16 protein-coding genes are annotated in these 21,669 nt (G+C 55.1%); 9 read left to right on the forward strand and 7 right to left on the reverse strand.

Translation table 11 applies throughout. From position 1 onward, the window contains the following. From B3Z49_RS06495 to B3Z49_RS06515, 5 genes are all read left to right on the forward strand, one after another. The coding region (locus B3Z49_RS06495; RefSeq protein WP_296989120.1) for an outer membrane protein assembly factor BamD at positions 1 to 522 on the forward strand (522 nt) is incomplete at its 5' end. Between the two features lie 260 nt (positions 523 to 782). Then, entirely contained in the window at positions 783 to 2,453 is a 1,671-nt protein-coding gene (gene recN, locus B3Z49_RS06500) for a DNA repair protein RecN (protein WP_296989122.1), read from the forward strand. 49 nt (positions 2,454 to 2,502) lie between these two features. After that, positions 2,503 to 4,611, forward strand: coding sequence for an NAD-dependent DNA ligase LigA (ligA, locus tag B3Z49_RS06505; RefSeq protein ID WP_296989124.1), 2,109 nt, complete (start codon positions 2,503 to 2,505; stop codon positions 4,609 to 4,611). A 28-nt stretch (positions 4,612 to 4,639) separates the two neighbouring features. Beyond that, positions 4,640 to 5,032: a hypothetical protein gene (locus tag B3Z49_RS06510; protein WP_063088828.1), complete on the forward strand. Its 393-nt coding sequence runs from the start codon at positions 4,640 to 4,642 to the stop codon at positions 5,030 to 5,032. Next, positions 5,004 to 5,591, forward strand: coding sequence for a thermonuclease family protein (locus tag B3Z49_RS06515; RefSeq protein WP_296989126.1), 588 nt, complete (start codon positions 5,004 to 5,006; stop codon positions 5,589 to 5,591). Before B3Z49_RS06510 ends, B3Z49_RS06515 begins: the two co-directional genes overlap by 29 nt. Positions 5,592 to 5,603: 12 nt before the next feature. Here B3Z49_RS06515 and B3Z49_RS06520 read toward each other — a convergent pair whose 3' ends face one another. Next, on the reverse strand, positions 5,604 to 6,611 hold the full coding sequence (locus tag B3Z49_RS06520; protein ID WP_296989128.1) for a DMT family transporter: 1,008 nt from the start codon (positions 6,609 to 6,611) through the stop codon (positions 5,604 to 5,606). Between the two features lie 140 nt (positions 6,612 to 6,751). On the opposite strand from B3Z49_RS06520, the gene B3Z49_RS06525 reads away from it, so the two are divergent. Beyond that, positions 6,752 to 7,660: a LysR family transcriptional regulator gene (locus tag B3Z49_RS06525; RefSeq protein WP_008889580.1), complete on the forward strand. Its 909-nt coding sequence runs from the start codon at positions 6,752 to 6,754 to the stop codon at positions 7,658 to 7,660. A gap of 81 nt (positions 7,661 to 7,741) precedes the next feature. Here B3Z49_RS06525 and mgrA read toward each other — a convergent pair whose 3' ends face one another. Together mgrA and B3Z49_RS06535 are read right to left on the reverse strand one after the other, a co-directional pair. Then, positions 7,742 to 8,794: an L-glyceraldehyde 3-phosphate reductase gene (gene mgrA, locus B3Z49_RS06530; RefSeq protein WP_296989133.1), complete on the reverse strand. Its 1,053-nt coding sequence runs from the start codon at positions 8,792 to 8,794 to the stop codon at positions 7,742 to 7,744. A 109-nt stretch (positions 8,795 to 8,903) separates the two neighbouring features. Further along, positions 8,904 to 10,928 carry an aminopeptidase P family protein gene (locus B3Z49_RS06535; RefSeq protein ID WP_296989135.1) on the reverse strand — a complete coding sequence of 675 codons (2,025 nt, stop codon included), beginning with the start codon at positions 10,926 to 10,928 and terminating at the stop codon, positions 8,904 to 8,906. Positions 10,929 to 11,184: 256 nt separating this feature from the next. Between B3Z49_RS06535 and B3Z49_RS06540 the strand changes: the two genes are divergently transcribed. Next, positions 11,185 to 11,376, forward strand: coding sequence for a hypothetical protein (locus tag B3Z49_RS06540; protein WP_296989137.1), 192 nt, complete (start codon positions 11,185 to 11,187; stop codon positions 11,374 to 11,376). 198 nt (positions 11,377 to 11,574) lie between these two features. Continuing rightward, positions 11,575 to 12,312, forward strand: coding sequence for an SDR family oxidoreductase (locus tag B3Z49_RS06545; protein ID WP_296989140.1), 738 nt, complete (start codon positions 11,575 to 11,577; stop codon positions 12,310 to 12,312). Positions 12,313 to 12,361: 49 nt separating this feature from the next. Here the strand turns inward: B3Z49_RS06545 and B3Z49_RS06550 are convergent, their stop codons facing one another. Together B3Z49_RS06550 and B3Z49_RS06555 are read right to left on the reverse strand one after the other, a co-directional pair. Beyond that, on the reverse strand, positions 12,362 to 15,940 hold the full coding sequence (locus B3Z49_RS06550; RefSeq protein WP_296989142.1) for a PAS domain S-box protein: 3,579 nt from the start codon (positions 15,938 to 15,940) through the stop codon (positions 12,362 to 12,364). Between the two features lie 19 nt (positions 15,941 to 15,959). Beyond that, the gene (locus tag B3Z49_RS06555) at positions 15,960 to 17,045 is read right to left on the reverse strand and encodes an HD domain-containing phosphohydrolase (RefSeq protein ID WP_296989144.1); all 1,086 of its coding nucleotides are present in this window, start codon (positions 17,043 to 17,045) and stop codon (positions 15,960 to 15,962) included. A gap of 514 nt (positions 17,046 to 17,559) precedes the next feature. Here B3Z49_RS06555 and B3Z49_RS06560 point away from each other — a divergent pair. Next, positions 17,560 to 18,315 carry a sulfite exporter TauE/SafE family protein gene (locus B3Z49_RS06560; protein WP_063088819.1) on the forward strand — a complete coding sequence of 252 codons (756 nt, stop codon included), beginning with the start codon at positions 17,560 to 17,562 and terminating at the stop codon, positions 18,313 to 18,315. Here B3Z49_RS06560 and B3Z49_RS06565 read toward each other — a convergent pair. Both B3Z49_RS06565 and B3Z49_RS06570 read right to left on the reverse strand, forming a co-directional pair. Then, positions 18,312 to 19,193, reverse strand: a complete 882-nt coding sequence (locus B3Z49_RS06565) for a 50S ribosomal protein L11 methyltransferase (protein WP_008889572.1) — start codon at positions 19,191 to 19,193, stop codon at positions 18,312 to 18,314. The genes B3Z49_RS06560 and B3Z49_RS06565 overlap by 4 nt on opposite strands. Positions 19,194 to 19,268: 75 nt before the next feature. Further along, positions 19,269 to 21,629, reverse strand: a complete 2,361-nt coding sequence (locus B3Z49_RS06570) for an ATP-dependent helicase (RefSeq protein ID WP_296989214.1) — start codon at positions 21,627 to 21,629, stop codon at positions 19,269 to 19,271. Positions 21,630 to 21,669 lie beyond the last annotated feature (40 nt).

A 21,669-nucleotide genomic window follows, 5' to 3' on the forward strand; every position in this document is an offset into this window, starting at 1 on the left:
TTGCATCCGGCCAACCCGGATGTGCCATATGCCTATTACCTCAAGGCGCTGTCCTATTACGAACAGATTTCCGACGTCGGCCGCGATCAGCAGATGACCCAGCACGCGATGGATGCGCTTGACGACGTCATCCGCCGCTTCCCTGACAGCAAATATGCCCGCGATGCCAAGCTGAAAAAGGACCTGACGGTCGATCACCTTGCCGGCAAGGAAATGGATGTCGGGCGCTATTATCAGGACCGCAACGAATATCTGGCCGCGATCAATCGTTTCAAAGCGGTGATCGAGAATTATCAGACCACCACCCACGTGCCAGAGGCCCTTGCACGCCTGACCGAATGCTATCTTGCGCTTGGTCTTGAAGGCGAAGCCAAACGGACCGCGGCCGTGCTTGGTCACAACTTCCCGGGCAGCGAGTATTACAGCGAGTCCTATAGTCTCATGCTTGGTGAAGACGCACCGGAGCGCGAAGACAGCAGTTGGTGGGATGACACGACCAACGCCATCTCCAGCCTGTTCTGATTTCGATCAAGCAAACCCTCGCAAGGCCAAGGGTTTGCTTGACAATCCGCCTTGTGACAAGATAGAACAAAAAAAGAACAACTTGCGGTTAACGTCTGATATCCCTGCATTTTGATCAAACGCCCTTGGGACGACAGGATTGAATGTCGTTTCGCCTTCGCAAGGCTTGCAAGGCAGGGCGGGATTGGGCACTCTGCACATTCACAAACAAGTTTGGCTGTACCTGTCTGCTGCTCCGTTAACAACATCAGTACCCAGCAATGCTTCGACGCCTCAGCATTCGGAATGTAGTCCTTATCGACAAACTGGATCTCGATTTTCACGACGGGCTCAGCGTGCTCACAGGTGAAACGGGTGCCGGTAAATCGATCCTGCTTGATTCCCTTGGCCTCGCCCTGGGTGCCCGCGCCGATAGCGGCCTTGTCCGCCATGGCTGCGACAAGTGCAGTGTCACCGCAACCTTCAATCTGCCGCAGGGGCACCCGGTTTTCGGGTTGCTGTCAGATCAGGATATTGATCTTGAGGGCGAAGACCTTGTCGTGCGCCGTGTTGTCACTTCCGATGGGCGGTCGCGTGCCTATGTGAATGACCAATCGGTTTCGGTCGGGCTGCTGCGCGATGTCGGCGATTACTGCGTCGAAATTCAGGGCCAGTTTGATCAACACGGCCTTCTTGATCCCACAACGCATCGCGCAACGCTTGATGCCCACGGCAATCTTGGCACCCTTGCCATGACCGTGCGTGATCACTGGCGCGCCTGGCGTGAAACGCAAAAGGAACTCAATGCTGCCCGCGCCCGCATTGACAAGGCGCGCGAGGAAGAGGAATGGCTGCGCCACGCCGTCGATGAGCTGGAAAAGCTCTCCCCCGAAGAAGGCGAAGAAGAACGCCTTGCCGAGGAACGCCAGTTCCTGATGCATGGTGAAAAGCTGGTTGCGGCCCTTAATGATGCCGGATCCGAACTTTCGCGCGGCAAGGGTGCCGAAAGTGCCCTTCGCAGCGCCCAGCGGTGCCTTGAGCGTGAACTTGAAAAGGCCGATGGCCGGTTTGAACCGATTATCGAGGCCCTTGATCGTGCCGCGATCGAACTTGAAGAAGCCAACCGGGCGATCTCGGCCACCTTGGCCGATCTTAATCTTGATACCGGTCATCAGGAAAATGTCGAGGAACGCCTGTTTGCCCTGCGCGCAGCCGCCCGCAAATACAATGTTCCGGTCGATGGGCTGAATGCGCTGATGAAGGATTTCCGATCCCAGATCGATCAGCTTGAATTCGGCGAGAAGGAACTGAGCCGACTGACCGCCGCGGTAAGCGAGTATCGCAAAGCCTATATCGAAGCGGGCGAGAAACTTCATGCCGCGCGCAAGGAAGCCGCCGCCAAGCTTGATGGCGCGATCAATGCCGAATTGCCACCGCTTCGCATGGAAAAGGCCCGCTTTGTTACCGACATTGCCGAACTTGAAGAATCTGAATGGGGTCCGGACGGCATTGACCGGGTGCAGTTTACGGTTGCCACCAACCCCGGCAGTCCCCCGGGCGCGCTCAACAAAATCGCATCGGGCGGTGAGCTTTCGCGCTTCCTGCTGGCGCTCAAGGTCGTTCTGGCGCGTGTTTCTGCCGTGCCGAGCCTGGTCTTTGACGAGGTCGACAGCGGTGTCGGCGGCGCGACGGCAGCGGCCATCGGTCAGCGCCTGCATCTTCTGGCACAGGAACGCCAGATCCTTGTCATTACCCACAGCCCGCAGGTCGCCGCCCGTGGCCGCACGCATTTCTATATTGCCAAGCGCGAGGCAGACGGCACCATGGTGACTCGCGTCGATGCGCTTGTCGATGGTGCGCGGCGCGAAGAAATCGCCCGCATGTTGGCCGGTCATTCCGTGACGGCCGAGGCGCGTGCCGCCGCCGACAGCCTGCTTGAACAACCTAATTGATCCCGACGCCAACGCGTCGACCCAACCTTGAATACGGAACAAAAAGAATATGAGCGCCGAACACGCGTCAAACATGTCCGAACTTCCCGAATTGCCGTCTTCGAGCACGGAGGCGCGCAAACAGCATGCCGAAATTTCCGAACGTATCCGGTCTTATAACGAGGCCTATCACGTTAATGACGACCCGCTGGTTTCGGATGCGACATATGATGCGCTGTTCAATCGCCTGATCGAACTTGAATCCCACTATCCGACGCTGAAGAAAAACAGCCCGACACAGGAAGTCGGTGCCGCCCCGGCCGAAGGCTTTGCCAAGGTCAAGCATGCCCGCCCGATGCTGTCACTTGGCAATGCGTTTTCGCGCGAAGACATTGTTGATTTTCTTGCCCGTATTCGTCGCTTCCTGAACCTGACAGCGCACAGCCCGGTCGAAGTGGTTGGCGAACCAAAAATCGATGGTCTTTCTTTGTCTCTGCGCTACGAAAACCGCGAACTGGTCACGGCTGCCACCCGTGGCGATGGATCGGAGGGCGAAGACGTTACCGCCAATGTCGCCCATATTGACGACATCCCCAAGACGCTTGCCGATGATGCGCCCGATGTGGTCGAAATCCGGGGCGAGGTTTATATGGCACGCTCCGCGTTTCAGAAACTGAACGCGACACAGGCCGAAACCGGCGGCAAGACCTTTGCCAATCCGCGCAACGCAGCGGCAGGGTCGCTTCGCCAGCTTGATCCATCAATCAGTGCCAAACGCCCGCTTCGCTTCTTTGCCTATAGCTTTGGCGAACTGTCCGAAAGCCTTGCCCAGACGCAGTGGAACTTCCTGCAAAAGGTCGAAGGATGGGGCTTTGTCACCAATCCGCTAACCCGGCTGCTTCATAATGCCGACGACATCATGGCGTTTTATGACGAACTGGTAACGCAACGCCCCGACCTTGATTACGACATTGATGGCATTGTTTATAAGGTCAATGACTTTGAACTGCAGCTGCGCCTCGGCTTCGTCAGCCGGTCACCGCGCTGGGCGATTGCGCACAAATTCCCGGCCGAGAAAGCCCGCACACGGATCAAGGCCATCGACATTCAAGTTGGTCGCACAGGTGCCCTGACCCCCGTCGCTCGGCTGGAGCCGGTTACGGTTGGCGGTGTCGTGGTATCCAACGCCACCCTTCATAACCGAGATGAGATTGACCGCTTGGGCGTTTGGGTCGGCGATCTTGTGGTTGTGCAACGTGCCGGTGACGTTATTCCCCAAGTCGTTGAGGTCATTCTGGACGAGGATGGCAATCATCCTAATGATGCAACACCTTACGAATTTCCCACCGAGTGCCCGAAATGCGGCAGCCACGCCATGCGCGAAGAAGGCGAAGCCGTCACCCGGTGTACAGGCGGCTTGATCTGCCCGGCACAGGCGGTTGAACGCCTGAAACATTTCGTATCGCGCACCGCCTTTGATATCGACGGCTTGGGGGCGAAAAATGTCGAGGCGTTCTTTGAACTGGGTTGGCTGAAGTCGCCTGGCGATATTTTCCGCCTTGAAAGCGATCACGGCGATGCCATTCGCAAGCTTGAAGGTTGGGGCGAAAAATCCGCAACCAAGCTGTTTGATGGCATCAATGAACGGCGCACCATCGGGCTCGACAAGTTTATCTATGCACTTGGCATTCGCCAGATCGGTCAGGCAACAGCAAAGCTTCTGGCACGCCATTATGGATCGCTTGCCGAATGGCGCAGCGCCATGGTTGCCGCCAATGAAGCCGACAGCGAAGCCCTTCGCGAACTGATCAACATTGATCAGATCGGCCCCGGCGTTGCCAAGGACCTGATCGAATTCATGGCCGAAGATCATAACCGCGAGGTTCTTGATGATCTGCAAGGACTTTTGACCATCACCGATGTCGAAGCCCCGCAAGTCAGCGACAATCCGGTCAATGGCAAAACCGTTGTCTTTACTGGCAAGTTGGAGCTGTTTTCACGCAACGAGGCCAAGGTCAAAGCCGAAAGTCTTGGCGCAAAGGTCGCCGGATCCGTATCGGCAAAAACCGATTATTTGGTTGCAGGACCGGGTGCGGGCTCCAAATTAAAGAAAGCAGAAGAATTAGGTGTTACAGTGCTTGATGAACAGGGATGGCTTGATCTGATTGCCACGGAATAAAAATGACCTAACCGGGGAGTGTGTGCTGATGGAAGACCTTGGAAGTTTTTTTCGCCGTTATGTCGATGCCCATCTGAAGCTTGAAGAAAACGCACTTGATGATTTCTTCCACTTCCCGTGCCTGATCAATGATCTGTCCGGTGTGCAGGCCATTGGCAGTTCAGACGATCTGCACAAATACCATCACTCATTCTTTGATGAACTGAAAAATGCTGATCTTGCCATGGCAAAATCCATGGTGATTGAACAGCATTCCGCCCTTCCCGGTGGGGCGCGTGCAATTGTTTCGTTCCGCTTTGGCAATTCGGAAAACAACCTGATCTTTGATTGCGACTATGCCTTCGCGCTGCTCAAGCAAGATGAAAAGTGGAAAGTCATCTTTGCCCAGCTTGATGAAATCAGATACAGCGACCTGTATTGAGGCCCACATGGTGCCCGCCCTTCCCCACCGCCTGATCACATTTGGTTTTGCCCTGATGCTGGGATGCGTTCCAGCGGCATCAAAGGCCGATCCGGACTTTGATACCCTGTCGGGCCCGGCGCGTGCGATTGATGCTGATACGCTTGAGTTCGGCTTCAAACGTGTTGATCTGTGGGGGGCGGACGCCATGAACCGTTTTCAGGAATGTCTGATTAACGGTAAAAGCACGGCCTGCGGTGCCGAGGCATGGCAGGTGACCACCAACCTTTTGGTCGCAACCCCCATCACCTGCGAAGTGCGCGGGAAAAACCGGTATCATCGCAACATGGCCGTTTGCCGAAATGCCAACGGGGTTGATATTGGACAAAGCCTGATTGTTCGGGGCATGGCGGTTGCCCGCCCCGATCAGATGCCGGAATACGAAGCCTATGAAAATCAGGCGCGACAGGCACGCACCGGCGTCTGGGCGGGGGAATTCATTGATCCGCTGAAATGGCGGCGCGGTGAACGTTTACCCGAACATGAAATTGAAGTTCGCCGCTGGCAACGCGACGAATAACATCAAACCCAATTAGCGTTGCGACGTCCCGCCCGATGCAAACGGCCGTGCCAGCAACCGTCCCAGCCCCGCCAGCGTAAAGCTGTTTTTAAGTGACGCCACACCGAGTGTGACCACAACAAACCCAACCAATTGCGGCACTGTCAGAACTTCGCCAAGGAACAGCCAGGCGGCAAAGAAGGTCATGGCAGGCCCCGAAAGCGATATCAGCGATGCCTGCGTCGCACCGACCCTTCGAATGCCCTCGTACAGCAGGAAGAACGGAATAACGGTGCAAAAAATCGAAATGCCTGCCGTCCACATGATGCCGGCCACGTTCAGGTTCAGCGGGTTTTGCACGATCAGTTGGTAAATCACCATGCAAATACCGGCCATGGTGTTGATCAGGGCTGCAAAATGCATCGACCCGATAACGGTAATCATCCGCTGTCCGAAATAGAGATAAATCGCATAGGTCACAGCAGAACCGAACGCCCAAGCCGCCCCGTACCACAACTCCTGCGAAACTTCGCCAAACCCGCCCGGTGCCAGCACCAAAACAAGTCCGACATAGGTTATGACAAAGCAGACAATCTGGCGAAATGGTGGAAAGCGCCGTTTATGGAGCGCCTCAAGGATCATCACGACAGCCGGGAACGTAAACAACACGATCCGTGAAACGGTGACTTCAATCAACGAAACGGCGGTAAAATCAAACAGGGCCGCAAGGAAAAACAGCCCGCCATAAAGCCCGCCCCACGCGAGATCGACCAGTTTCATCTTGCGGTCGCCCGGCCGGTTCTTGCCAAACAAAACCACACCAAGCCAGAAGAGCGGCATGGCAATCAGAAACCGCAACAGCAACAAGCCATCCACTGTCATGCCCGTGGCATAAACAAATTTTGCCAGAAGGCCTTTCATGGCCAAGGCAGCTGTCGCAAGCAACACAATGGTCAGTGCGGAACCGGCCGGCGACACGACAGGCGTGACACCCTGTTGCCCGGGCTCAGAAGGTGACGGTGGTGACGGTGGTGGCGTCATGGGTTTCTCCGATCCTCTATCGGTTGCCATAGTTACCCGTGAACTGCCATTATTCAATTCGAATTAATTGCTATCAGATATCAGCTTTGGCTATATCTAGCAGGCACATGGATGCGCAAAGCTGCTCAGGATCACGCCCGATGGATATCAAACAACTTCGAAGCTTTGTACATATTGCCGAACTCGGCAGCCTGTCACGCGCGGCGGAGCGGCTTAATTTGTCGCAGCCCGCGCTCAGTAGGCAGCTTAACCTTCTCGAAGAGGCCCTTGATACCAAACTGTTGGAACGCACCGGACGCGGCGTCAAATTGACCGAAGCAGGTCAGATGCTTGCCGAACGGGCCCGCGTAATCCTGACCGATCTTGCCCGTCTTGAAGCCGATCTGTCGGCCCGCAGCAGTCAGGTGACAGGCCATGTACATGTCGGTGTTCCGCCCAGTGCCGGGATCGTCATTACCGGGGCGCTGATTGAAACTCTGCGCGATCGGTACCCTGACCTCAACATCACGGTTGCCGAAGACCTGACTGGCGATGTGCAGGAAGGACTACTTTCGGGGCGACTTGATATTGGGATCCTTCATGACGGCATGATTTCACGCAGCCTGCATGCCGAACAGCTATGGCGTGAAGACCTGTTTCTGATTTCCCACCCCTCACAGGTCGGCGAACAAGAAACCGAAATCGCCTACGAAGATGTTTTGTCCCTGCCACTCATCATGCCGACCAACAAGCACGGGCTGCGCGCCATGATGCAGGAAGCCGCATTTCGGGCGGGACGGCCGTTGACGCCGGTGGTCGAGGCCGATGCCCTTCGCGTTTTGGTCGATCTGGTGACGCGCAATGTCGGGCATACCGTCTTGCCGCGCAGTTCGCTGGTTCAGGAACTCTCGACCGGGCGTCTCAAGGCACGGCGCATCACCAACCCGGAACTGTCGCGCAAGGTGATGCTGTCCTGGTTACAGGATCGCCCACTGAGTGCCGGGGGCAAGGCGGTTGTCGACACATTACGTGATCTTGCCGGCACCGTCCCGATGGCCAACCAAAAATAAGCCAACAAGGGCTCTGATAAACAAAACCCCGACCGAAACATCTTTCGGTCGGGGTTTTTATCATCGTATCAACCGTTTGGATCAGACCGGTGCCTGACTGTCTGACGATTTCTGCCAAAGATTGATACCGGCATCCCCGGCATATTTATCAATTTCGGCCAACTCGTCTGCGCTGAATTCAAGGTTATTGAGCGCATCAAGGCTGTTATCAAGCTGCTGAACATGACGCGCCCCGATCAGGGCAGAGGTCACCTCGGGACGGCGCAGCACCCAGGCAATCGCCATCTGGGCCAAGCTTTGACCACGACGTTTGGCGATCTCGTTCAGTGCGCGAACGCGATTGATGTTTTCCTCGCTCAGCATTCCTTTCTGGAAGGATCCTTCAAGGGCGGCACGTGAATCTTCGGGCACACCATTCAGGTACTTGTTGGTCAAAAGGCCCTGTGCAAGCGGCGAAAAGGCAATGCAGCCCATACCAAGCTCGGAAAGGGTATCAAGCAGACCATCCTCGACCCAGCGATTGACCATCGAATAGGACGGCTGATGAATCACGCACGGCGTACCCATGTCCTTGAGGATCGCATGCGCTTCGCGGGTCATTTCCGGCGAATAGGACGAAATCCCGACATAAAGCGCCTTACCCGAACGCACGATCTGGTCAAGTGCGCCCATGGTTTCGGCAAGCGGGGTGTTGGGATCAACCCGGTGGGAATAGAAGATATCGACATAATCCAGCCCCATCCGCTTAAGGCTTTGATCCAGGCTGGAAATCAGATATTTGCGCGATCCCCATTCCCCAAACGGCCCCGGCCACATGCGATAGCCCGCCTTGGTGGAAATGATCAACTCGTCGCGGTGCTTTTTAAGATCCTGAGACAGGACCTTGCCAAAGTTTTCTTCGGCCGAGCCCGGCGGCGGACCATAGTTGTTGGCAAGATCAAAGTGGAACACACCGCGATCAAACGCGCGACGGATCATCGCCCGCTGGGTTTCATAAACATCGACGCCACCGAAATTCTGCCACAGACCAAGCGTGATTTTCGGCAGAAGCAATCCACTGCGCCCGCAACGGTCCCAGTTTTCATCGTTATAGCGATCAGGATTTGCCATCCACTGGGCTTCAACTTCAGCCATATCTTCCTCCTGCTTTCAGAAGCGGTTCACCGCTTTTCTTGAATCGATCCAATGCAGTCTTAATAGGGCATTCGACCCTGTTTGTCAGTGCCAAGTACGCAGCGTGAAATCAGTCTGATTTCTTTTTGATCGGCGCTGTTGCGTTTTGCAGCCATTCACGATGATCATCATCGAGATCATCGGCATACATCGCATAGACCTGTGCGTGGTAATCGTTAAGCCACTGCAACTCGTCCCTAGTCATTAGTTCCGGATCGATCAGTTTGCGGTCAATCGGCGAGAAGGTCAGCGTTTCAAAGCCAAGCATCTTGCGATCTGCCCCAATTGGCGCATCGATTTCAGTTACCGCAATCAGGTTTTCAATGCGAATGCCGTATTCGCCTTCCTTATAAAAGCCCGGCTCGTTCGAAAGGATCATCCCCGGTTTCAGGGCCACCGTGTTCGGCGCCTTGGAAATACGTTGCGGACCTTCATGCACACCAAGGTAACTGCCAACCCCGTGGCCTGTGCCATGGTCGAAATCAAGTCCGGCTTCCCAAAGTGGCATGCGTGCCAGCGTATCAAGCTGTTGGCCCGTCGTTCCAACGGGGAATATGGCGCGGGCAAGGGCAATATGCCCCTTAAGCACGCGGGTGAAGCGGTCGCGATGTTCCTGTGTCGGATTCCCGATCACGGTCGTGCGCGTGATATCGGTGGTGCCATCGAGATATTGCGCGCCGGAATCAATCAGGAAAATCTCGCCCGGGGTCAGATTGCGGTTGGTTTCCGGGGTATTGCGGTAATGGCAAAGCGCCCCGTTCGGGCCACTGCCCGGAATGGTTTCAAAGCTTGAATCACGGAACAGCGGATCTTCGGCACGCATCGACAGCAACATATCAGCGGCGGCGCGTTCATCGATATCACCGTTGGTGGCCGTTTCATCAAGCCATTTGAAATAACGAATGATCTTTTCGCCGTCGCGTTTGTGGGCCTTGCGCGAACCTTCAAGTTCGACGTCGTTCTTGCAGGCCTTGGGAATGGCGACCGGATCGCGACCGACACGCACGGTGGCACCAGCCTCGGACAGTTTCATGCGCAGCCAGTCTGCTGCAGTGGCTTCATCCAGACGCACCGCCTGATTGCCCATCGCCTTCAGGGCATCCCCGAGTTCGCCCGGTGCCCGCAAGGTTGCCTCACCCGACAGCCATTTGAGTGTTTCTGGCGCGATTTTGCGTTCGTCCATGAAAAGTTCGACCGAGGCATCGCCGTTGATGATTGCATAGCCAAGTGCAAGCGGCGTTTGCGGCACATCGGCACCACGGATATTCAAAAGCCACGCGATGCTGTCAGGTGCCGACAGAATGGCGCTGTCGCATGAAATGCGCGACAGGATTTCGGCAATCTGGGTGCGCTTTTCGAAACTGGATTTGCCGGCATATTCCATCGGATGTGGCCGAACCGGGCCAAGCGGCAGGTGCGGCTGGGCATGCCAGATGGCGTCAATCGGGTTGGTATCAATCGCAATCAGTTCTGCCCCCACGGCTTCACAGGCAGACCGCAGATGGGTCGCCTGTTGCACGGTATGCAGCCAAGGATCATAAGCCAGCTTCTCTCCCGATTTCAGGTGGTCATGCAGCCAGCCGACAACCGGTTCTTCGACCAGGTGGCGGTATTCGAACAGATCACGGTTAACTTGCTGGCGCACCTGAATGGTGTAACGGCCATCGACAAAAACCGCAGCCTTGTTGCGCAACACAACGGCCGCGCCCGCAGACCCGGTAAAGCCGGTCAACCACGCCAGACGTTCGGCCCGTGCTGGTACGTTTTCACCCTGATGTTCGTCCGCGCGCGGCACAATAAAGCCGTCAACGCCCTTGGCCGCCAGATAGGTGCGCAAGGCATCCAGTCGATGGGCAGCGTCAAAATCATCCTTGGCCATTTTAAAACGTGTCTTGCGTTCATTCCGCAGGGCCAGCAATTCTGCCCGCAGGGCATCATCCGGGGATTGGCAAATCAGATCAATCCAGTCTTCTCGCGTGCTGCCTTGGGCTGCGGCCAGAACACCGTCAATCAGGTCGATGACAGCGCTAACATCCTTGTCGACATTGGCGGCTTCAAGCAGTTTGGCAAGTTGAGCATCACCGGAAATGGCCATGAAGATCCTCTTTAAAACATGTGGGGCATTGGGCAGGTGGTAAGACCTATGTAAGGGTTTGTGCCGATGTCGCGCAAGCACCAAAGAACTTTCGGACATACTACGCCGTTTTCCCCGCCCGAAACACCGGCGCATGCATCCCGCGTATGAATGCGTTGCAACCTTCGCAATGCACATTAGCCAAAGGTTAACGTATGACAGTCCCGCGACAAAAAGATGGCCCGTCGGGACGTCAATTTGCTGGAGACCATGAACGGTGATCCGTTTTCCTATTACTGCCTTGAGCGTCATACAATCCCGTCGTCGCCAGACGGCCTATGACGGCCTTGAGCGCCTGGCCCTTGGTCAGAAAACTGCGCTCGGTCTTGATACAGGCCCTGCCCATCCGGCAGACGACATTGCGGATCGAACTAAAAACGAACCGCAAGATGCCAAGGATACGGAATAACGGATCAATCCCGCCCGGGTTGGTCTGCATCAAAAGACGAAGCGCAGGATCACGGTTCATGATCCTTGCGGCATTTTTGTCTTTTCCCTCTGAAACGGCCCTGCTTCTCCACAGCAGGGCCGTTTCTTTTTGACCAGTCGCAGGCCAGCACGCCATAGTGCCCCAAACAGTAAATCACGATCACGATGCGGAGTGGAAATGACCAAAACAGTTCTGATCACCGGTGGATCACGCGGTATCGGACGCGCAACTGCTGTTCTATTTGCCGCCAAAGGCTGGAACGTTGCGTTAAGCTTTGTTGGCAATCAGGAAAGTGCTGATGAAACATGTGCGATGTGCGAGCGCGCCGGGTTTACCGGCAATGTGATTGCCCGCAAATGCGATGTCCGCGATGAAGACAGCGTTATTGCCCTGTTTGAGGCCGCACGTGATCGGTTTGGCGCGATTGACGCCGTGGTCAATAATGCAGGCATTGTCGCCCGGCAAAGCACACTTGCGGATATGGATATTGATCGCATGAAAGCCGTGTTCGATACCAACGTGCTCGGTGCCTATCTGGTTGCACGCGAAGCCGCAAGAACCCTTCGTTCCGGTACCGCCATCGTCAATGTTTCGTCCATTGCGGCAAAGCTTGGGTCACCTGGCGAATATATTGATTACGCCGGATCAAAAGCGGCAATCGATACCCTGACCATCGGCCTTGCCAAGGAACTCGGCCTGAAAGGGATCCGTGTCAATGCTGTCCGCCCGGGCATCATCGAAACCGATATTCATGCCAGTGGTGGCCGCCCGGAACGCGCCCATGAACTCGGCCCGAATTGCCCGTTGGGACGTGCCGGCGACCCGCAGGAAGTCGCCCAAAGCATCTTTTGGCTTATCTCGGGCGACGCGTCCTATGTCACAGGCAGCATCATTGACGTATCAGGCGGCCGGTAACAAGACCGATCAAGCCTGATACCCGATAACTTTCCGGATTTGGTTACTCTTAGGGGGTTTCAGGCTTTCCCAGCAAATCGGCAGACGCCATCGCCACGTCCTTTGTTTCGCCAAACACCGCGGCCAAGCCATCATGCAATTCAATGATATCAAGTGGCTTGGCCAGTATACGCGAAACCCCCAAAGCATTGAAGGCGTCGGTGACCTCGTCTGAGGCATACCCGGTCATAACAACAACCGGGATTTCATTGCCAGCCTCTCGCAGCTTTTCGATCAATTTCTGGCCGGTCATGCCCGGCATGGTCTGATCGGTCAGAAGCGCATCAAACTTTGCGTCCGGTGCACTCAGCGCTTCAAGCGCCTTGGCGGCCTCGTTAAACGTATCGACGGAATATCCGATCCGCTCCAACATCCGCGCACAAAGCCTGAGGTTCTTTTCCTCGTCATCCACGACCGCAAGATGCCCGCCTGCACCTGCCGACAGACTGCGGGTTTCGCGCTTTTCATCTGTGGCTTCGCGATCATGTTCCGGCAACAGGATCGCAAACCGGGTTCCCTGTCCCAAACGGCTATAAACCGATATCTCGCCCTTGTGGCCGGTCACGATGCCATGCACCGTAGACAGGCCGAGCCCAGTACCCTTGCCCGGCTCCTTGGTGGTAAAGAACGGATCAAAGATCCTTTTGGCTGTTTCCGGCTCCATACCGACGCCATTATCCACGACGCTAATCTGGATATAGCGCCCGACCGTCAATAACGGATGTAGCTCCAGACTGTCTTCGGTGACTTCGAAGCGGCTTGCCTTCACGCGAATTTCACCCTGATCGCCAACCGCATGACAAGCATTGGTGATCAGGTTCATCAAACACTGATCAAGCTGTGTTGCGTTGCCCATCACGGTCATGGATTTCGCCCCCAGTTCGACCTTGATCGAGACACTCGATGGCATGGATCCACGGACGAAACGAACCGTGCCCGAAATCATCGATCCGACATCAATCGGAGAACGTTCGGTTTCTGAATTCCGGCTGAATGCCAGAATTTGACGGACAAGATCACGGGCCCGATCCGCCCCCTGGCGAATTTCCATAACATCTTCACGCAGCGGTGAATCTTCGGGCAAATCGGAATAAAGTAGTTCGGCATAGCCACTGATTGGTTGCAGGATATTGTTGAAGTCATGTGCGATCCCGCCAGCAAGAACACCGATGGTTTCCATTCGCTGGGAATGACGCAGTTGCTGTTCAAGCTTTTCACGTTTGCGTTCGGACTGAAGCCGCTGAAGTTCGGCAGACGCCCGTGACGCGAATACTTCGACAATGGATTTCGCCAGTTCCGGATCACCAAGTGGTTTGTCCGATATGGTTACCAGAATACCGATCGGGCGTGCCTCACTATCGTAAAGCGCCGCCCCGACATATCCGACGACATCAACGTCAGTGACCTTTTGGACATCCTTCATCAAAACGGAAAAATTGTCTTTGCAAACAAACGTGCCTTCCTTGATAACGCGTTCCGCCGCAGATCCCGCCAGGGCAAAATCAAGGCCGCCGCGACTGCCATCCGGGGAATAGAACGCAACTGATTTCACCCGGTCACCGACAAGTTCGGCGATATGGCAATAGGTCATATCAAGTGTTTCACACAAAACCTTTGTCAGGTTTTCAAAGAACCCGGCACCAACCTGATAGCGAATACCACGATAAATGGATTCCAGTGTCTCCTGATGGCGTTCACGCTCCGTCACATCCAGCGCGAAACTGGCGATACAATCCAGTTCGCCATTGGCATCAAATATCGGGCTTTCATACCATTCGCAGATGATGCGGCTGCCATCGCGTTTGACATTTTCGAACCGGTTATTGACGCTGTTTTGCGTTTCCATGATCCGTTCGATCAGAGTGCCAAGACGCGCCCGGTCTTCCTCGGGCACCAGAAGCTCAAGCTTCTTGCCGACCATCTCATCGGCACTATAGCCAAACAGCTGACAGGCGGTTTCGTTCACCTCAATGATGGTTCTGTCCGGCGTCCAGTAAAACACCCCGATTTTCGCGTTGTTGAAGTGCGCACGCAGGCGGCGCTGGTTGGCCTCCAGATCACTCTTGGCAACCTCAAGATCCTGGCGATAGCGGATGCGTTCGGTGATATCGCGGCAACTGATCCTGATGCCGAGGTTCCCACCGTCGCTATCGGCGATTGGTTGCCATGACATGTCGATACCGACCTTGCGGCCATCCTTGTGAACACCGGTGAATTCGCGGTCACTGCCTGACAAGCCATCAAGACCTTCGTCAATATAGTGGCGCACACGGTCACGATCCTCGGGCGCAATAAATGACAGCGGATAATCACCACACGCCATGCATTCATCGACCGTGTAGCCCAGAACGCGTTCAATCCCCGGGTTTACCCAGATCAGTTTGCCATCAGGCGCGATCCAGCTTTCCCAGCCGTAGGTGTAATTGGCAACCGCCTCAAAGCGACGGCGCGAGAAGCTAAGTTCGTCATTGGCTTCCATGACATTTTTCATGCCTGCGGCGGCTGCCAACAACCCACCTGCCATATGGGCAAAAACGATTTCCTCAGGGCGCCATACTCTGGTCCGCCCGACAGACTCAAAGCACAATATCCCCATTCGGCCCGCCGCCGAGATCAATGCCACATCAAGGATTGCCTTGATATTCATCGGGATCAGGTAGGCGTCTTTAAGTTCGGAAGTACGCGGATCTTCAACGGCGTTGTCCGCATCGATAATCTGCCCGGTTTCCAGCGCCGCAAAATATCGCGGCAGTACCGCGCGTTTCAAAATCATGCCGTCATGTTTCGCCGACGGATCATTGGCATCAAACAGCCCGACGCACTCAACGTCACCATCATCTTTTTCCAACCACAGACTTGCCCGTTCACAATTCATCAGGTTGGCAAAACGCTTCAATGTCGGGCGGAAAGACGCGTTTTCGATGCGCTCAAGTGACGAGAAATGGTTGGCGACTTCGGACGCACTTTCGCGGATTTGTTCAAGAAACTTTTTGCCCGACATCAGTTCGTTCTGCGAACGCAACTGGTCCATGCTGGTTTGCAAAAGTGCCTGGCGCATCCAGACGATCCCGACGACAAGTGACGCGGTCATCCAGACATACCCAAACAGCGCCGATCCCCAAACCGGCAACGTATGGGGAACGGTGCCGCTATCGGTGATCAAGCCCCCGTCGAGATTGAAAACACGCATCACGCCGACGCTTGCAATCGCGACAACGCAGAACACCGCGTATCGAATGGTGATGGAAAATCGCCAGAACAGCGCCACGATCACCGTCGACACAATCATCATCGCCATGCCGCTTGCGGGCGAAAACCTGACGATATAAAGCAACGACATGCTTGTCATTGCGGCGACAATCACAACCGACTTGGTAAAGGTCGATAAGCGCTTGCGCAGTACAAGACCGGCAACAACGGCCAGAAAAACCAAAAGATGGATGATTTCGACCGTGATCGAACGCTGGCTTGCTTCGCGCAACATCGAGGAAACCAACGCAGGCAACCCGCCAATAGACATCACAAACAGCATAAAGTCTGCGATGCGGTTTCTTGTCCGGTCCAGATTGGCGCTTAATCTTTTTGGCATGAGTTATCGGGCCCCATTCTCAGACCAACTGGTCGGGCATGCTGTTATAGATGCTTTCAAAGCGCAGATGATTGTCGGCAAACAGCCCCAAAAGTTTCGGATCGAACATCTCCGGGGAGGTTCGCTCGTCACCTTTGGTGATGATATTGACGGCTTCCGTGTGGCCATAGGCCGGTTTGTATCGGCGCGCACTGCGAAGGGCGTCGTAAACGTCTGCCAGTGAGACGATCCGCGCAATCATCGGGATATCCGCACCCGACAGGCCCACACAATAGCCCGACCCTTCCCAATGTTCATGATGATAGCGTGCAATGATTGCGGCCTGTCCAAGAACCGGGTTGTCCGATGAATTGAGCATCGCAAAGCCGATCTCGGTGTGGCGCTGCATGACCTTGAATTCATCGTCGGTCAGCTTCCCGTTTTTCAGAAGAACCTCATCGGGCACACCGACTTTTCCGATGTCATGAAGAATGCCGGCCAGACGGATTGTCCTTTGAACATTCTGATCCAGACCGGCCATCTCTGCCAGCAATTGGGAATAAAGACCGACGCGAACACAATGCTCCGCGGTTTCGATGTCCCGATACTGGGAAATCAGGCTTAGCCGATCGATCATTTCCTGTTCTGCACCGCCAAGTTTGCGGCTGATATCATCAAGGGTTTTCGACTGACTGATGTTTTCCAGTTCGAGTTTGCGAACACGTTCGACTTCGCGGTCCCGCTCCTGCAGTCGCGCCTGCGCATCAAGTGCGGCGCGTTCAAGATCAGCACGTTCAATCGGCTTATCAAGAAATTCCCGAACACCAAGACGCAGTGCCGTCACGGCATCGGTCTTGTCACCATCCCCGGTCAGCAGAATGAATTCGAAATCCCGTTTGTATTCGTTGATTGCCCGTTTGACGAACTCCAGACCACTGCAATTTGGCATGCGCAAATCAGAAACAACCAGACGCAATGATGCGTCAGATTTTACTGTCTCAAGCGCTTCAAGTCCGTCAGATGCAACCACCACTTCAAAACCGGCACGTTCCAAAATACGTGCCAGCAATTTTCGGATCGGCGGTTCGTCATCTACAACCAAAATGCGACGTTCAAGCTCACTCAATCACTCTGCCCCATGCCAGATACAAAATACTACGAGCGAATAGATAAAACCTATCCGTTGGTATTGTATATTGCAACATACGCAAAAAGTGTGAGATCGGTTCTCGGGCTGTTTTTTGCCCGGTTTCCAAGGGATTTCGCGAAAAAATCAGTGAAAACCTTTGATTGAAATTTGATGGAGAAGTTCTGGTATCTCAGGGATTTCTATTCCGAAGGCTCGATTGCAATGCGAATCGAAGAAAAACGGCATACGGAAAATCGATCAAAGCAATCGGATCGTGCACCCGGTCATCATGCAACAGCGACCGACAAGGCGGTTTTGGTGATGGGCGTTTCCGCGTCCCGGTGCGAACCTGACAGGCATTGCCCGTTATCCGTGGGCACCTAATTGTCAAAAGTCTCGTGGCATTAATGCATAACGGCAATGCCACCCAAAAATCACAACGCAATATCGCATTGCCGCCAACTTGCTACACTTTGCAGCATCGTATCCATGCCTGGAGCTTGCGGCGAAGATGGATGAGTTTTTCTGGTGGATCGTTCTGATTGGGTTTATCGCCCAATTGATTGATGGTGCCCTTGGAATGGCCTATGGCCTGACCTCAACTTCCCTTTTGATCACGCTTGGCCTCCCCCCCGCACAAGCAAGTGCGACTGTCCACGCCGCCGAGATTGCAACCACCGCTGTTTCCGGTACAGCCCACCATTTTGCACGCAATGTCGATTGGCGCATGGTCCGTCAACTGGCACTTGCCGGTGCAATAGGCGGCTGTGCCGGGGCTGCTCTTTTATCATCGGGGATCGGGGACTATTTGGCACCGTTTGTCGCGGTGTATCTTAGTGCACTTGGTGTTCTTGTAATTGCCAAGGCCCTTCGCAAAGTTCAGCCGCCTGCGGCGATCCGCGGGCTTACCCCGCTTGGCATGATCGGTGGATTTCTTGATGCAATAGGGGGTGGCGGCTGGGGACCTATCGTATCAAGCACGCTGGTCTATCGCGGCAATGAACCGCACCGCATGCTTGGAACGTCTGCCGCGGCCGAGTTTTTTGTAACCGTGACGATTACCGTTACATTTGCCGGATCATTTGGATTGGAAAGCTTCGGAATGGCGGCACTGGCACTTGTAATTGGCGGTGTGCCGGCCGCCCCATTGGCGGCCGTGCTTGTCAAAATCATCCCGCGAAAGCCGCTTATGATTGCGGTTGGCGTCCTTATCGTCGGCCTTGGCCTTCTGGGGATATATCGCTTTGTCTTCGCCCTTATGGCTTAGCCGACGACAAGTGTTGTCCAGTTTTCGACCTTGAAACGGTTGATCAGGGAAAGCCCGACATCGCGATAGGCCGACAGAACAAACTGTTCCTGATGCGCAAGAAGGCCTGAAAGGATGACAACACCGTTTTCCGAGAGCGTACTGGTAAGGTCATGCGCCATGCCACGCAGCGGGCGGGCAAGGATGTTGGCACAGACAATGTCGTAATACCCGGCATCACGAATACGGGCATCCTGAAAACCGTTTGAATGAATGGCCGTGACAAGATCGGCGATCTTGTTGGTTTTGGCATTTTCACGTGCGACCCGAACCGATGCGGCATCAATATCGGCCATCATCACCGGGCACCGCCAGGTTTTGGCACATGCCATGCCCAAAATGCCGGAGCCACAGCCCATATCAAGCGCATTCTGACGTGGGCCGCGTTTGGCCAGCCAGTCGATTGCAGCAAGACATCCCTTGGTGGTTTGATGCTCGCCAGACCCGAATGCCAGACCGGCGTCGACCTGAAGCGCTGTTTTGGATACCGGGATTTCCTCGTTCCAGTGCGAGCCATGTACAAAGAAACGCCCGACCGAGATCGGCTTGAAGCTGCGCAGGTTTTCGCTGACCCAGTCCTTTGGCTCATAGGTGCCAAAAGTCACGGTTGGCGCATCAATGCCAACTGCAGATGCCATGATCGACACCGCGGTCTCAACCGCACCCTTGTCAAACATTTCACCGGCAAAGCCTTCGATACGCCAAGGCCCGTCAGGGTTGCCATCACGCTCGAAATGCGAAAGCGCATCGCAATAATCAAACAGCGCGTCGGCAAACATCTGCGCATAGGCGCCATCAACTTCGAATTTGAAGTTATAGCAAAGGACGGGTTCGGTCATATCGCTTCTCGCTCGTGTGGGCGGCAAATGTGCTCTGCCCGGTTAAATCGGTCATCCGAAAATGTTGCCCGGGGCTTACCCCGGCAAGATGAAGCTGTCGACCACTTTCTTGGTGCCGACACTTTCGAAATGGATTTCCAGCTTGTTGCCATCGACCGCACGGACGGTACCCGACCCGAACTTACGATGGCGCACCGTATCGCCCACCTTGTATTTCGATGAGTTGGAACTGGTGGAATAACTGGTTTCACCGTCGGGCTTCACATCAATCACGTTCTTGCGCACGCGATCCTGCCAACCGCTTGAGGCGAATTTACGATCCCCCGCGCCCGATACCGGATTGCGCGACGGCGTGCTGCCACTGTCGCTTGCCCAGCTTGGCATTTTCATCCAGTCATCGGCTCCCCAGGCGCCTGGCGAATGATTGCCGCCATGCCCGCCAAGACCGGTATCGCTGCTGCGTTCGATATGTTCGTCTGGCAACTCATCAACAAAGCGCGATGGTAGGGCCGATTGCCACTGATTATAGATGCGCCGATTGGCGGCATAACAGATGGTCGCACGTTTGCGCGCCCGGGTGATCCCGACATAGGCAAGACGACGTTCTTCCTCAAGGCCCTTGACCCCGCTTTCATCCATGGCGCGTTGATGGGGGAAGACGCCCTCTTCCCAACCGGGCAGGAAAACGTAATCGAACTCAAGTCCCTTGGCTGCGTGCAGGGTCATGATGGTGACTTTTTCCTCATGATCGTTCTGCGCGTTTTCCATCACCAGTGAAACATGTTCCAGGAAGCTGGTCAGGTTTTCGAACTCGCCAATTGCCGATACCAGTTCTTTCAGGTTTTCCAGACGTCCGGGCGCATCAATTTCCTTCGATGTCCGCCACATATCGGTATAGCCGCTTTCATCCAGAACGGTTTCAACGACTTCGACATGGCTGCTGTTGCCAAGCATTTCGCGCCAGCGTTTGAAATCCCCCAGAAGACCGCCGATGCTTTGGCGCATCTTGGGTTTGAGTTCTTCGGTATCCAACAAATCACGCGCCGCCGTCGGCAACGAAATCGCCTGATCACGGGAATATTGATGCAATGTCTGAAGCGTTGCCTTGCCAACCCCACGCTTGGGCACATTGACGATGCGCTCAAACGCCAGACTGTCATCGGGCTGCGCAACAAGCCGGATATAGGCCAGCGCATCACGGATTTCCTGACGCTCGTAGAAGCGCGGACCACCGACAACGCGGTACGGGATGCCCAGCGTGATCAGGCGTTCCTCAAACTCGCGGGTCTGGAAACCGGCACGCACCAAAATGGCAATCTGGGATGCGCCAACGCCCTTGCGCTGCAGGGCTTCAATATCCTCACCGATCAGGCGGGCCTCTGCTTCACCGTCCCAGACACCTTTGACAAACACCTTGTCGCCAGTATCGATTTCGGTCCACAGCTCCTTTCCCAAACGGCCATCATTAAACGTGATCAGTTTGGATGCAGCGGCCAGAATATGCGGGGTGGAACGATAATTCTGTTCAAGCCTGACAACCTTGGCACCGGGAAAATCGGACTCAAAGCGCAGGATGTTGCCAACCTCGGCCCCGCGCCAGCTATAGATCGCCTGATCATCATCACCAACGCAGCAAATATTGCGATGGACCATCGCCATTGCACGCAGCCACAGATACTGGGCAACGTTGGTATCCTGATACTCGTCGACCAGAATATAGCGGAAGGTATTCTGATACTGCTTGAGAACTTCAGGGTGCTGCTGGAACAGGGTCAGGCAATGCAGCAACAGGTCACCGAAGTCACAGGCATTCAGGACTTTGAGGCGTTCCTGATAAATCTTGTAAAGGTGCTTGGCACCGCCATTGGCGAACTCGACACTTTCATTGACCCGTTCAGGCGTCAGGCCCTTGTCCTTCCAGCGCTGAATGATCCCCATCAGTTGCTTGGCTGGCCATTTTTTCGGATCGATCTGTTCGGCATCCATGATCTGCTTAAGCAGGCGCATCTGATCATCGCTATCAAGGATGGTGAAGTTTGACTTTAACCCGATCAGGTCGGCATGACGGCGCAACAAGCGCGCTGAAAGCGAGTGGAAGGTTCCCAGCCACCAGCCTTCAACCGGACGACCAAGCGCCTGTGCGACACGTTCCTGCATTTCCTTTGCCGCACGGTTGGTAAAGGTCACGGCAAGGATTTGCTGCGGATGCAGGCGTTCGGTTTGCGCCTTGGTTTCCAGAAGATGCGCCAGACGCGTCGTCAAAACACGTGTTTTCCCGGTTCCGGCACCCGCCAGAACAAGCAATGGCCCGTCGAGCGTTTCGACAGCATCGCGCTGCTCGGCATTCAGATTGTCGAGATATGCCGGGGTCGGTGTATCGGCCAGACGCATTTCGGGGCTGGCGGCGAATTCATCAATTTCGAAGGGATCATCCATCATGACCGCATATATATCACGCTGTGCGAAGGGGGCCAGT

Origin of the sequence: Thalassospira sp. UBA1131, assembly GCF_002311515.1 — a bacterium.
In the GTDB taxonomy this organism is placed as follows: domain Bacteria; phylum Pseudomonadota; class Alphaproteobacteria; order Rhodospirillales; family Thalassospiraceae; genus Thalassospira.